The organism is Pseudomonas bohemica (assembly GCF_002934685.1).
Classification (GTDB): Bacteria; Pseudomonadota; Gammaproteobacteria; order Pseudomonadales; family Pseudomonadaceae; genus Aquipseudomonas; species Aquipseudomonas bohemica.
Genome location: NZ_NKHL01000114.1, coordinates 26,576 through 39,631, shown reverse-complemented (window position 1 = coordinate 39,631; position 13,056 = coordinate 26,576). Strand labels below are relative to the sequence as shown.

Sequence of the window (13,056 nt, the reverse complement as noted above, 5' to 3'; positions counted from 1 at the left end):
GCACTGGTAATGTTCCCCAAGTTAGGAGCCTGGGTCAGTAAAGTTTCGGCAACTGGGTCAATCCTGCTCTGGCGATAACATTCGTGCTCTCCGGGCACGAATCTGCAAAGCTCCTAGCTAGAGCCATTTCGTCGAAAAAAGGTTAGTGGCGTTTTGCCGTTAACTTGTTGCTAAATGTAAGAGTGTGAAATATTATTTTGTCTTGTATGACATCGTACTGCTGCAATTCGCCGTTCGAGCGAGCCTCTGATGTCGCGCGGTATCTAAACCTGTGATGAGTACTGAATGCAGTCGCCAACGATCGAACTCGTGCCTAGGAATGTTCTCAAGGGCAGGGGCACCGTGCGTGCCGTCGCCGCTTTTCTGACCCTGATGCTGTGCGCTGTGAGCGCCGCTCAAGCCGAGCCGCTGGGCGCGGACGCGTCCCCAGGCAAAGGCGTGGCCGTGGCCGCGGACTGCGTGGCGTGCCACACCGCACCGGGCGGCAAGCCCTATGCGGGCGGCTACGGGCTCAGCTCGCCGATGGGGGTGATCTACTCGACCAACATCACGCCCTCGAAAACCGCCGGTATCGGTGGCTACAGCCAAGAAGATTTCGCCCGCGCGGTGCGCGATGGCGTGGCGGGCGATGGCAGCCATCTGTACCCGGCCATGCCGTACACCTCCTACGCGAAGATGACCGATGGCGACATCGCTGCGCTCTACGACTACTTCATGCACGAAGTGCAACCGGTAGACGCGACCACGCCGAAAACCACCTTGGCTTTCCCGTTCAACGTGCGCGCCTCGATGATCGGCTGGAACGCCCTGTTCCACAGTGCCGAGCGCTTCAAGGCGGATGCGAGCAAGTCGGCCGAGGTCAACCGTGGCGACTATCTGGTCAACGCCCTGGCCCACTGCGACACCTGCCACACCCCGCGCAATCTGCTGATGGGCGCCGATAATGGCAGGGCGCTGTCGGGCGGATCGCTGGGCGGCTGGTATGCGCCCAACATCACCTCGGACAAAGTCAGCGGCATCGGTGCCTGGTCCACCGACGAACTGGTCGCCTACCTGCGCACCGGCCACGCCGAGGGCAAGGCCCAGGCCGCCGGCCCCATGGCCGAAGCGGTGGAGAACAGCCTGCAACATCTGGACGATACCGACCTCAAGGCCATCGCTGCCTACCTGCTACAGACCCGACCGGTCAGCAGCGGCGAGACCAAGGCGCGCCATGAATTCGGTCAGGCCTCGGCCAATGAGCTGACCCTGCGCGGCAGCAAACCTGAAGACCCAGGCTTCCACATCTTCAGCGGCACCTGCGCCAACTGCCACCAGCCCAACGGCCAAGGCAACAGCCAGTACCCTTCGCTGTTCCACAACACCGCAACGGCCCGTGCCGACAACCTGGTGGCAGCGATTGTCTTCGGTGTACATCGCGAGGTCGACGGCGTGGCTATCGACATGCCGGCGTTCGGCCCGGAGGCGCTGTTCACCGATCGCCTGAACGACCAGCAGATCGCCGACGTAAGCAACTACGTGCTGAGCCAGTTCGGCAACAGCGCCTTGAAGGTCAGCTCCGCCGATGTCGCCCAGACCCGCGCAGGCGGCCCACCGTCACCGCTGGTGACCCTGGCGAAATTCACCATCCCGGCCATCGTGCTCGTGTGCCTGCTGATCGCCCTGGGGTTGTGGTTGATCGTGCGCCGCCAGCGCAAGGTGGCCTGAGCAATGGATACTTCAATGAACCACACGCAAAGCCTGATTCAAGACGACGCCCCGCGCGGGCTGTCGCGCCGCAACCTGCTGCGCGGCTCGGTGACCCTCGGCCTCGCTACCCTAGTGGGCGCGGCCTTGCCTTGGCAGTCAGTGATGGCTGCCGCCGCCAGCGATGCCGATTTCGTTGCCCTGTCGTCGTTCCTCGTCAGCCGCCCGGTCAACTCGGTGCTGGCGGCGCGTTACTACCAGGCGCTGGACAAGCGCGCGCCGAACTTCTCTACCAACGTCGTCGCCCTTCAGCAGTTGATCGCCGCCCAAGGCTACAAGCACGTCGATGAATATCTGGCGCAAGCCAGCGATGCTTCGCTCAAGGCCACCGCCACCAGCATCATATCGGCCTGGTACCTGGGCATCGTCGGCGAGCCCGTGGACGCGGAATTGATTGCGTACTCGCAGGCCATGATGTACCAGCCGACCCACGGCATTCTGATTATCCCTACTTACGGTGGAGGCCCCGCGACCTGGGGCCCCAAACCCGTCATCAAGCAGGAAACCCGTGTATGAGCAGCGCTGAATTCGATGCCGATGTCGTGATCATCGGTTCTGGCGTCATGGGCGGGCTGATCGCCACCGAGCTGGCCAAGGCCAACAAGTCGGTGATCGTCCTCGAAGCCGGCCCGCGGGTGAATCGCCGCGACATCGTCGAGACCTTCCGCAACGCGCCGGTCAAGCTGTCGCTGGCCAACGCCAAGCTGCAAGGTGCCGGCTCGCCTTACCCGAGCCTGCCCCACGCGCCGTCGACTTACGGCGATTACCTGCAGCAGGTCGGCCCGGTCAAATACAACACCTCATACCTGCGCGTGGTCGGTGGCACCACCTGGCACTTCGGCTCATCGCTGTGGCGCATGCTGCCCAACGACTTCCGTCTCAAGTCCCTGTACGGTCGCGGCCGCGATTGGCCGATCAGCTATGACGAGCTCGAGCCGTTCTATGCCCGCGCCGAAACCGAACTGGGCGTGTCCGGCGTCGATGGCCAGGACGAAAGCGGGCAGGGCGGCAAGGCTTGGCCCCCGCGTTCGATCCCGTACCCGATGGAAGGCCTGAAGCCGAGCTACATGTTCAAGCGCCTCTCAGAAATGCTCTCCAAGGGCGGCTACAACCCGATCCTCGAGCCCAACGGCCGTGCCACGCGCCCCTACGGCAAGCGCCCACCGTGCGCCGGCAACAACAACTGCAATCCGGTGTGCCCGATCGCCGCCAAGTACGATGGCTCGATGCACATCGACGAGGCCGAGCGCCATGGCGCCAAGGTGCTGGACAACTCGGTGGTGTACAAGATCGAGTCTGGCGACGACGGCAAGATCACCGCGATCTGGTACATGCGCCCGGACAAGTCCCAGCACAAACTCACGGCCAAGACCTTCGTGCTGGCGGCCTACGGCATCGAATCCCCGAAGCTGCTGCTGATGTCGACCTCCGACAAGTACCCCAACGGCATCGCCAACTCTTCCGACCAGGTCGGGCGCAACCTGATGGACCACACCGGCATCAGCATGAACGTCATGACCAAGGAAGACATGTGGCCCGGTGAAGGCCCGACCCAGCTGCTGGTGTACCTCAACAGCCGCGACGGCGCGTTCCGCAAGGACTACCCCAGCTACAAGATCAAGGTGCGCAACACCGTGCCGACCTCGCAGATCACCTCCGGGCTAATTGCCAAGGGCGTGCTGGGCTCCAAGCTCGACGAGGGCATCCGGCTGCAATCGGCGCGCTCGCTGAACTGGGCGGTGGACTTTGAAACCCTGCCGCTGCCGGAAAACCGCGTGACCCCGAGCAAGACCAAGTTCGACGCCATCGGCCTGCCGGTGCCGGAAATCTACTACAGCGTCCCGGAATACTGGCACGCCGGCAAGGCCAAGGCCCTGGAAGACTTCCAGCAATTCGCCAAGCTGCTCGATGCCGACATCCTCAGCACTGACGTGGGTTTCCAGAACCGCCAGCACATCATGGGCACCACCATCATGGGCGACGATCCGAAGGACTCGGTGGTGGACCGCGACTGCCGCACCCACGATCACCCGAACCTGTTCATCGCCGGGACCAGCGTGATGCCATCGGCATCGTGCGTGAACCCGACCCTCACCGGCGCCGCACTCAGCCTGCGGATTGCCGATGTGGTGGTGAAAGAGGTCTGACGACCGCCGCGTAACCATGTGGGAGCGGGCTTGCGCGTTCGGCGGCGAAGCCCCCATTTGCTTCGCTTCGGAATCAAGCCGCACGCAATTTTGAGGGGCTTGAATTTCGATAGGCAGCGTGGTCCCACTATTCGAACCGAATAAGTAGAATCCTATTTTCCGGCTGAATAGGCGCGTTATTACCTTCACTCGGAGACGCTGCGGCAGATCAGCAGTTTTTACGCATTGCAATCTACCCGGGCCTAAAGTTCTTTCGTAAAAAGTCGTGAGCGTAATTTAGGCCGACTGGTTGAATTGGCAAGTAGAAACAGAGCCTCATGAATCAAGTCGGTGTCATTTCAGATACTGCTGAAGTCCCAATGTGAATCGCACCGGGTTTCGTGGAGGCCGTTTCGTTTAAGTCAGTCTGCCATGGCCTGACCTGCTTGTTGCTGGTGGAAGTTCGCCTTAGCCTCTGCAGGCGGTATATACCCGATTAAGCTCAGTAGGCGCTGATGGTTGTACCAGTGCACCCGTTCCGGGGTCGCCATTTTCGCCGCATCCCCGCTGGATCAGTTTTCAATCAGCGCCAACAGCCCCGTTGTAGTGATAGCGTCATCGGGCACACACACACACACAGTGTTCCTTCGATAACCTATCAGTTCCGACCTTGATCGACAGGGCTTTTCACACCTACCTTGTCAATCAGACCGAGTACGAGTCGCTTTAACCACATAAGAGTCGAATATGCTGCGCAAATCGGACTGGACATTATCAAGCGTGGCGTCGATGGTTTTCGGGCTTTTGACTGCATGGTTCTGGTGGTGGCTTATCATCTATCAAGGCATGTGGCCCTATATCATCTTTTCGTGGGTACCAGCGGTTCCTGGGCTGGCTTTTGGTATCTACGCGCTTAGAATCTACAAAAACCGGGTAGCTGTGCTGGCGATCATGCTGACCCTTTCGCCACTGGCACCCTGGGCGGTGACCTGATCGAGACTTGAAAATAATCACCCGGCGAAGACGCCTTCGCCATCGTTAGGAAGGACCTGGCCAGCGCGCCGGTAAAATGTCAAGCACAATGAAAGCACTAGGGAGTGACGCTGACACTACATCTGGTGTGCCGGCGCAACTGATCGGCCACTACATCTAGTAAATGGAGTCGACACAATGAAACGTTGGGACGTATACCAGGATGGCAAATGGGTTGGCCGTGCGGCTGGCCGCGCAGTAATCCGGGAAAACACATGAAAACATTGAAGAACTATTTTACTTGTTGCTGCCTGCGGTATTCCTTCAGGCATAGGCACAACGCGGCAGGGGCGACTTCGATGACTGCGGTTGACGGTGATCGGCTGAAGCTCTGGCAAGTGCTCTCGGAGTTCTTCTTGGACACAGAGGTCAACGCTACGACATTTGATCTTGTGGCCCGGACGATTCGGGAGAGCAGTTACACGCCTGAGCAGGCGCACAGCATTCTGTTGAACGAGCTCTTCCCCCTCCTCCAGCACAATCTCAGGTCTATGGTCGGAGAATGGGCAGGTTGGCCAGATGAATGGCTACTTGAACACATCACCGTCCGGGACTTTGTTGCTGTCAAACCGATGCGAGGGCCTGTGGCTGAGGAAATCGCCCGGTGCTGGCAGGAGGTTATGAGCAGACTTTCACTTCCGTGAAATGCAGAATGAAAGCACTCACGCCCCTCAGTGATTTTGAACACGGCTTTGTTACCGCAGTATTGCTGGCCGCTCGGTTGGGCGATCGAAATCTGGCCGCGAAGATGCTCGGCAATGCTAGCTTCCAAGCGTTGGATTGCCCGGAGCTGAATGCGGGCGACAAGCAGCAGTTCCTGCTGGTGGACCAGCAACCGGGCATGAAGCTGACCGGCCACGGCAGGCCACGGCAAGCACAACTGAATCCACGAAAAACGAGCGATGCCGACCATTGCCGTTAGGCTCAAAAATGAACACAGGCGGCTGGTTCTCACGCAAGCTGAAATAGCTGAACGTTGCGGCATATCTTTCGAGATTTGGTGTCGCGACGAGCAGGGAAGAGGGCTTCCGGTTAGCGAGGAGCTGCAAGCCTTCTTGAAGGAGGAAGCCAACGTTCACTTTGTTTTATCGGGTGAATCAATCCTCTATCCATCAAGCCCGCTTCGTGAATACTTTAGTAGCACGCATACACTTGTGAAATTGGCGGCCTTGAAGATACCCTCTGCCTTTGGCTCAACGTTGGTAGCACTCATGGAAGTAAAACTGGTTGCTCGCACTCTAGACCTTCTGGAGGTCTTCGCACGCGAGCGTCGCGCGATGTCATTGACGGAGCTGGCCCGCCTGTTGGACGTTCCGATGTCCAGTTGCCTCGGACTCATTAGAACGCTGTCGCAACGCGGCTATCTTTATGAGTTGCGCAAACGGGGAGGGTACTATCCGACAAAGCGTTTACTTTCTGTCGCGGTGCAGATCGACAGTGGCGACTCGTTAGTCAATGTCATCGGTGAGCATTTGCAGGATCTTCAACAACAAGTTGATGAAACGGTCGTGTTGGGAAAATTACAAGGCTCCCAGGTGCTCTACCTGCATGTTCTCCATTCATCGCAACCCATTCGGTACTCCCCTGAGGTCGGCGAACTTCGGCCTTTGCATGCAAACTCGATCGGCAAGGCAATTTTGGCGCAGCTAGCAGAAATAGAAGTTCTCAAGCGATTCGAAGGTTTGGAGATGCCGTGCTTCACTGATCGCACCATCACGTCCGCGCAAGATTACCTCGCCGCACTGGCACAAGTATGCAAGCGTGGTTGGAGTGAAAATATCGGTGAGAGCTCTAATGACCTAGCGGCGCTTTCTTCCGCGTTCAGTTTCGCCGGGGAATGGTACGCAGTCTCGATCGCAGGTCCTCTGCCACGCATGACTCAGTGCTGGAATAAATTCCCCCCACCTCTGATGAAATGCATCAAGTCAATCACTGCTGATCTAGCCCTTGATTGAGCTTCTGTTGACAGTGTAGTGTTTTAGTGAAACCGGACTGTAGTGGTCTAATGAAACCGGACACCCCTTTATGCGGGAATGCACGGGATGTCTTAAGCCTTGGCGTCAAGCGCCTGGAGCACTCGCAGCGCCTGTCTATGAAGCGGCTCGTCAATCATTTGCCCCTCGAGGTTCACGACCCCACCTGCAGCAGCCTGTATCGCCGTGACGACCCTTTCAGCCCATTGGCGTTGCGCAAGGCTAGGGCAGAAGGCGTTCTGGATGATCCTGACATGGGTGGGGTGGATGCACGCTTTGGCGGTAAAGCCTACGTCAGCCGCTTGGATGGACTCCCGAGCCAACCCATCCAAGTCCGCTATATCGATGTGAACCGCATCGATGGCGGGCTTGCCGCACTGGCCCGCGGCTAGAAGTACCATGCTGCGTGCGTGCTCGACCACGGGATAGTAGCCACCATTGTGGGCACGGCTGCTGCGTCCGCCCAGATCGGCGATCAAGTCTTCGCCTCCCCAGAAAAGGGCAACGCAGTTGTCGGCCTTCGCGAACTGTTGCGCGTTGACTACCCCTTTTGCGGTCTCACAAAGCGCGATGACGTCGAAGTCTTCAAGTGCCTTAAGCTGTTGGATATCCTCGGCTTTCGGAAGCATGATCAGCGGCGCGACGCCGCATTGTTGACGTAATTGCCGCAAGGCTTGCATGTCTTCTGCGTGCCAGTGGGTAGTGGATGCATTGACGCGTACTATCACCCCTTCAGGGAGCGCCGGCAGGGCATTAATGACAGACAGGCGTGCTGCTTCCTTGGACTGAGGCGCGATACTGTCTTCTAAATCGAGGATCACTCTGTCAGCACGACGCAGTGCCTTTTCAAAGCGGTCAGGGCGATCACCTGGACAAAAGAGGATGGCCTCTGCGAGGCGGATTGCTTTCATACGACCTCCGGCTTTCGCATCATTAGCGCGTGACGTCGTGCTATGGCAACCAGTACACCGTTCTGGTTGTACCCACGGTGTTCCAGCAGGACGATCCCGGCGTTCGGCCGAGAGTTTGACAGGCGTTTGGCGGTGACTTCTGTCTTCGCGTAGAGCGTGTCGCCGGAGAAAACCGGTGCGGGAAAGCTGACCTCGGTGAAGCCTAGATTCGCAATCAGGGTTTTCTGCGTCAGGTGTCCCACGCTTAAACCGACTAAGGTTGAAAGCGTCAGCATGCTGTTGATCAGACGTGTGCCGAATTCATTGGCGGCGCTGTCATGGGCATCGAAATGGATACTCGCTGGGTTCATGGTCAACCCTGAGAATAATGTGCTGTCGCCATCATCCAGCGTCCGCCCCGGTGCGTGGCTGTAAAGCACTCCCATCTCCAGCTCTTCGAAGTACAAGCCCCGTTGTTCTACGATTGAAGAATGTGTGCCCATCTTCGTCTCCCGCTTCTCAATAATTCGTCAATTCGTATTGGCTGCGACTCACTTGAACAGCTCAATCGGCGCTCAGGCTCCTGCATGGTCGGTTAGAACGGGAATACCCCGATGGCTGCCGCCGCGAGCGTCATAATCACGCTGGCTGCAAACAAAAAAGGGATGGTGAATTTCTGATGATCCGCCAGATCGATTTTAGTCAGGCCCACAATGAGGAATGTGGCCGGGGTCAGCGGACTGACCGGAAACCCGGTTGTCATCTGACCGAGGAGGGCGGCCTGACCCATCTGAATCGGTGGGACGCCAAGCATCTGCGCGCTGTTGGCCAACACCGGCAGTACGCCGAAATAGAATGAGTCCGGGTCGAACAGCAAACTCAGCGGCATCGACAACAGGCCAAGTATCAGCGGCATATGCTCGGCATGCTCGCGCGGCACATGCTGCACCAGCGTTTCGGCCATGGCTCTGAGCATCCCCGACTCACCCATGATTCCAGTGAACACACCGGCCGCCAGTAAAACGCTGGCCATCATCAATGCTGCCTTAGCATGCGCATCCACCCGGGCGCGTTGTTGGTTCAGGTCGGGGTAGTTGACCAGCAGTGCAGCGACGGTACCGAGCATGAACATCAGTACTGGGGGAACCCAACCCGCTACTAAGATGGTTAGAACGACCAGCGTGATCACGCAATTCACGATAAAGCGTCCTGGGCGGCGCAGCGCTTGCTGCTCAGTGGATATGCTCGGCAATTGTCCTGATACATCTATCCCTGTAGCGGCACTACCCAGGCGTCGTTCTTCTCGAACCCCGAGCCAGTAACACACAGAAAACACAAATATGAGTCCAATCACCTGTACCGGAATGAGTGGGTAAAACATGTCCGTTGTAGGTATGCCCAGTGCCGCCGAGGCTCGAAGCATAGGGCCTACCCATGGCAGGAAATTCACCCCGGCAGCGAGCGACACTGCACAGGCAAGTACCCGCTTGTCCATGCCCGAGCGTTCATAGAGCGGTAGCATTGCGGGAATGGTTACAAGAAAGGTGACGGCTCCGGAGCCATCCAGATGAATCAGCAGCGCCAGTAGCGCGGTGCCCATGACGATGAAGCGTGGTCGTCCTCCGACGATTTTCAATACCCGCTTGATGATCGGATCTAGCAACCCAGCATCGGTCATCACACCGAAAAAGATGATTGCGAAAATAAACATCCCCGCCACCGGGCCAATGTTCTTGATGCCGTTGATCACGAAGTCGGAAGTCTTCAGACCGAAGCCAGCCAGCAGCGATGCAACGACGGGCACGATGATCAATGCCACTAGTGGTGAAAGACGCTTTGTCAGGATCAGCAAAAACAGACTGGCGATGGCCAGTAAGCCAATAGTTGCGAGCATTTAATTTTCCTCGCCGAACGACCCAATGAACTGCCCCATCAAGGCAGCTCCTGACTCCCGGCTTCTAACGGGCGCGACGCCAATATCGAGCCTTGCCCAGGGAATCAGTCGGTATTTGAGCGCAAGACTTCGGCGCAGTGCTCGTTCAACAGCGGAGGTTGCAGACGATAGGTAGCTGGTGTGCGACTCAGACGAATCGGGGAAGCGATGCCGCTGTAGTCTTGGCCAATCTTGACCAGCATTTCACGGGCCGCGACTTGAGGTAGGGCGAGTGCCTGCGGAATATCGAGCACTGGCCCGCAAGGCACACCTTGGTGGATCAATTGCTCGCACAGTTTTTCGCCGTCGTGCTCCAATAGCTTTGGACTCAAGGCTTGGCGCAGCGTCTCGCGGTGCTCATTGCGCAACTGGTTGCTGGAGAAGCGCGGATCGTCGATTAGTGTCGGTAGCCCGAGCCAATGGCAAAGAGTGGAAAATTGCGCATCGTTTCCAACGGCCAGAAAAATGTCACCTGTTGCCGTGGCGAACTTGTCGTAAGGGGTGATGTTGGGGTGGGCGTTGCCACTGCGCCGGGGCGTATGTCCGGCGTAGAGATAATTGGCCGAATGAGGATGCAGGATGGACAGTGCGCAATCGAACAACGCGGCCTCCACGAACTGCCCCTCACCACTGCGCTCACGTTCGTGAAGGGCCATGAGGATGCCGAGGGTCGCATTCATGCCCGTGACCATGTCTACGATGGGTACGCCAACCCTGAGCGACTCCCCGTTCTGTTCGCCATTGATGCTCATCAGTCCACTCATCGCTTGAATGGCGGCGTCGTAGCCAGGCATGCCGGAGTATGGGCCTTGATCGCCGTACCCTGAAATACGGCAGTGGATCAGCCGGGGAAACCGTAGTTTTAACGCCTCATAGTTCAAGCCCCAGCGCTCTAGCGTGCCGGGCTTATAGTTCTCCACCAGAACGTCGGCATCCTCAAGAAGCCTGAACAACTGCTGGCGATCCGCTGCATCTCCAAGGTTCAAGCTGACGCCCAGCTTGTTCCTGTTCACACCCATAAAGTAGGCGGACGTGCGTTCACGAATGGTCACGCCCCAGCCCCGTGTTTCGTCGCCTGAAGGTGGTTCGATCTTGATAACTTGCGCACCATGATCGCCCAGTATTTGGGTGCAATATGGGCCTCCCAGCACCTTCGATAGGTCAACTATTTTGAGCCCGGATAGGGCGCTCAAGCTTGCTTGTAAGCTCATTGGCATGACCTCTTATTGTTCTTGTAAGAGCCGGCACTGAAGCCGGGATGGCGCTAGTAAGATTTGGGCAGACCTAGAACCTTTTCGGCGATATGACACATGATCAACTGAGGGCTCACAGGGGCGAGACGTGGAATCCAACTTTCTCGCAGATAACGCTCGACGTGATATTCCTTCGCGAACCCCATTCCGCCGAGCGTCGCTACCGCTGTTTGACAGGCCTGGCTGCAGGCTTCAGCGGCGAGGTATTTCGCCGTATTTGCTTCGGCGCCGCAGGGCTGGCCGGCGTCGTATAGGCTGGCAGCCTTGTAAACCATCAACTGCGCAGCTTCTAGCGTCATCCAGGCTTGGGCCAAAGGGTGTTGTATGCCTTGGTTCTGCCCAATCGGGCGTCCGAAAACCACGCGATCCCGCGCGTATTCCACAGCACGTGCCAAGGCTGCCTGACCTAGCCCTACGGCCTCTGCGGCAATCAGGATGCGTTCAGGATTGAGGCCGTGTAACAAGTATTCGAACCCTTTGCCTTCTTCGCCGATAAGATCCGCTTCAGGCACCTCTAACCCGTCGATGAACAGCATGTTTGAGTCCACTGACTTACGACCCATTTTCTCGATCTCGCGTACCTCTACCTTCTCGCGGTCGAGACGGGTGTAAAACAACGAGAGCCCTTGAGTGGGTTTGCTGACCTGATCGCGCGGAGTTGTCCTGGCGATAATCAACATGCGATCGGCGACTTGAGCGGTAGAGATCCAGATTTTGCGACCGTCCAGCACATAGCCGCCGGGCACCTTACGGGCGAAAGTTTTGAGGTTAGTGGTATCCAGGCCCGTGTTGGGTTCTGTTACCGCAAAGCAAGCCTTCTCCTTGCCCTCAATCAATGCGGGTAAAAATCGCTGCTTCTGCTCCTCGCTACCGAAAACCTGCACCGGGTTCAAACCGAAAATATTCATGTGTACAGCCGACGCACCCGAGAGTCCTGCGCCCGACCCGCTTATGGTCTGCATCATCAAAGCGGCTTCGAAAATCCCCAGACCTGCGCCGCCATATTTGGGCTCCATAGCAATGCCCAGCCAACCCTGACCTGCGAGCGCACGGTAAAGCTCATGGGGAAATCGGCCATCAGAGTCGCGTTCAAGCCAGTATTCATCACCAAAATCCTTGCAAATTCGGTGGATCGAATCGCGAATAGCGAGCTGATCCTCGTTGAGTTGGAAATCCATCACGTCTCCGTTGTTCTTGTTGGAACGTCTGAGAAAACATAAAATTCACCTGTGTAAAAAATAATTTATACCTATGAATCATGGTGAGCAACCTTTTTAAGGCTTAAGCGCCGATGGAGATGGGTATTGAAGGGGAAATTATCGTCTGGCCTTGAGCGCAGAGAGGTCTGCAGTGGTCAATGAACGAGCCCCATGAAAGACAGGAAACCGTATCCCCCTTACGACAAGGGATAGGTAAACGGTTATCTTTATGACTAACAAAGAGGCCGTGGAGATTGCCCGGTCGCGATAATGGATTGCGCACTCACCCTTGTTGCCGGGGGACGACCAGTGAAGCTGGTCAGCGAATGTCTCGGTGTGGCGCGCTCGCAATTAACGGTTCGACTCAAGCAATCGGTATCGCCCAAGGTACGGCGATGTCGGCTCGTGAACGACACGGAATTGGTCGCCGAGATCAGGCAGCAAGTCAGCGAGCTGCCCAGCTATGGCTACTGTAGGGGCTGGGGATTGCTGCGTCGCGAGCGTGAAACCCAGTTGCGACCCACGATCAACGTGAAGCGGGTATACCGGGTGATGCGTGATCACACTGCTGCTTGAGCGCCGGATCAAACAACCCGGCGTGCCGCGTCGACAGGAAGGCCGTATTGCGGTGCAAACCAGCGATACGCGTTAATGGTCGGACGGCTTTGAGTTTCGATACGAGGACGGCGCCAAACTGAGCGTGACCTTCGTCCTGGATTGCTGTGACCGCGAAGCACCTGAACTGTTGAGGCCTATGCCGAATCGACCCATGTGCCAACGCAGGGCTGATCTATCTCAATATCGGCATATGTCCAATTAAGCAGTGCTTGGCCAGCGTGTTGGCGCTGGCGCCGAATTGACCCAGTGGCCGATGCCACACTGACCCATCACTAATCGGTGAAAA

12 protein-coding genes and 2 pseudogenes are annotated in these 13,056 nt (G+C 57.5%); 8 read left to right on the top strand and 6 right to left on the bottom strand.

The window, feature by feature from the left end; all coding sequences use genetic code 11:
- Positions 1-309: 309 nt before the first annotated feature.
- The 3 genes from CE491_RS18980 to CE491_RS18970 are packed head-to-tail and all read left to right on the top strand — an operon-like array spanning position 310 to position 3,893.
- The gene (locus tag CE491_RS18980; RefSeq protein ID WP_234407627.1) at positions 310-1,707 is read left to right on the top strand and encodes a c-type cytochrome; all 1,398 of its coding nucleotides are present in this window, start codon (positions 310-312) and stop codon (positions 1,705-1,707) included.
- 15 nt (positions 1,708-1,722) lie between these two features.
- A complete protein-coding gene (locus CE491_RS18975; protein ID WP_234407626.1) occupies positions 1,723-2,262 on the top strand; it encodes a sorbitol dehydrogenase family protein in 540 nt (179 codons plus the stop codon).
- The gene (locus CE491_RS18970; protein WP_110949873.1) at positions 2,259-3,893 is read left to right on the top strand and encodes a GMC family oxidoreductase; all 1,635 of its coding nucleotides are present in this window, start codon (positions 2,259-2,261) and stop codon (positions 3,891-3,893) included. Before CE491_RS18975 ends, CE491_RS18970 begins: the two co-directional genes overlap by 4 nt.
- A gap of 401 nt (positions 3,894-4,294) precedes the next feature.
- On the opposite strand, the pseudogene CE491_RS18965 reads toward CE491_RS18970, so the two are convergent.
- Positions 4,295-4,441, bottom strand: a pseudogene (locus tag CE491_RS18965) (IS3 family transposase); the annotation flags it as partial.
- 178 nt (positions 4,442-4,619) lie between these two features.
- Between CE491_RS18965 and CE491_RS18960 the strand changes: the two are divergent.
- The 4 genes from CE491_RS18960 to CE491_RS18945 all read left to right on the top strand — a co-directional run bounded on the left by CE491_RS18960 (position 4,620) and on the right by CE491_RS18945 (position 6,859).
- Positions 4,620-4,865: a hypothetical protein gene (locus CE491_RS18960; protein ID WP_110949872.1), complete on the top strand. Its 246-nt coding sequence runs from the start codon at positions 4,620-4,622 to the stop codon at positions 4,863-4,865.
- A gap of 338 nt (positions 4,866-5,203) precedes the next feature.
- Positions 5,204-5,548, top strand: a complete 345-nt coding sequence (locus CE491_RS18955) for a DUF7079 family protein (protein WP_110950016.1) — start codon at positions 5,204-5,206, stop codon at positions 5,546-5,548.
- An 8-nt stretch (positions 5,549-5,556) separates the two neighbouring features.
- A complete protein-coding gene (locus CE491_RS18950; protein WP_110949871.1) occupies positions 5,557-5,826 on the top strand; it encodes a hypothetical protein in 270 nt (89 codons plus the stop codon).
- The gene (locus CE491_RS18945) at positions 5,807-6,859 is read left to right on the top strand and encodes an IclR family transcriptional regulator (protein ID WP_199885174.1); all 1,053 of its coding nucleotides are present in this window, start codon (positions 5,807-5,809) and stop codon (positions 6,857-6,859) included. Before CE491_RS18950 ends, CE491_RS18945 begins: the two co-directional genes overlap by 20 nt.
- A 92-nt stretch (positions 6,860-6,951) precedes the next feature.
- Here CE491_RS18945 and CE491_RS18940 read toward each other — a convergent pair whose 3' ends face one another.
- The 5 genes from CE491_RS18940 to CE491_RS18920 all read right to left on the bottom strand — a co-directional run bounded on the left by CE491_RS18940 (position 6,952) and on the right by CE491_RS18920 (position 12,131).
- On the bottom strand, positions 6,952-7,788 hold the full coding sequence (locus CE491_RS18940) for an HpcH/HpaI aldolase/citrate lyase family protein (protein ID WP_110949870.1): 837 nt from the start codon (positions 7,786-7,788) through the stop codon (positions 6,952-6,954).
- A complete protein-coding gene (locus CE491_RS18935) occupies positions 7,785-8,270 on the bottom strand; it encodes a MaoC family dehydratase (RefSeq protein ID WP_110949869.1) in 486 nt (161 codons plus the stop codon). Before CE491_RS18935 ends, CE491_RS18940 begins: the two co-directional genes overlap by 4 nt.
- A 92-nt stretch (positions 8,271-8,362) precedes the next feature.
- Positions 8,363-9,661, bottom strand: coding sequence for a CitMHS family transporter (locus CE491_RS18930; RefSeq protein WP_110949868.1), 1,299 nt, complete (start codon positions 9,659-9,661; stop codon positions 8,363-8,365).
- Positions 9,662-9,765: 104 nt separating this feature from the next.
- Entirely contained in the window at positions 9,766-10,911 is a 1,146-nt protein-coding gene (locus CE491_RS18925; protein ID WP_110949867.1) for a CaiB/BaiF CoA transferase family protein, read from the bottom strand.
- Between the two features lie 53 nt (positions 10,912-10,964).
- On the bottom strand, positions 10,965-12,131 hold the full coding sequence (locus CE491_RS18920) for an acyl-CoA dehydrogenase family protein (protein WP_110949866.1): 1,167 nt from the start codon (positions 12,129-12,131) through the stop codon (positions 10,965-10,967).
- Between the two features lie 259 nt (positions 12,132-12,390).
- On the opposite strand from CE491_RS18920, the pseudogene CE491_RS30815 reads away from it, so the two are divergent.
- Positions 12,391-12,888 (top strand): annotated as a pseudogene (locus CE491_RS30815) (IS3 family transposase); the annotation flags it as partial.
- Between the last annotated feature and the right edge of the window lie 168 nt (positions 12,889-13,056).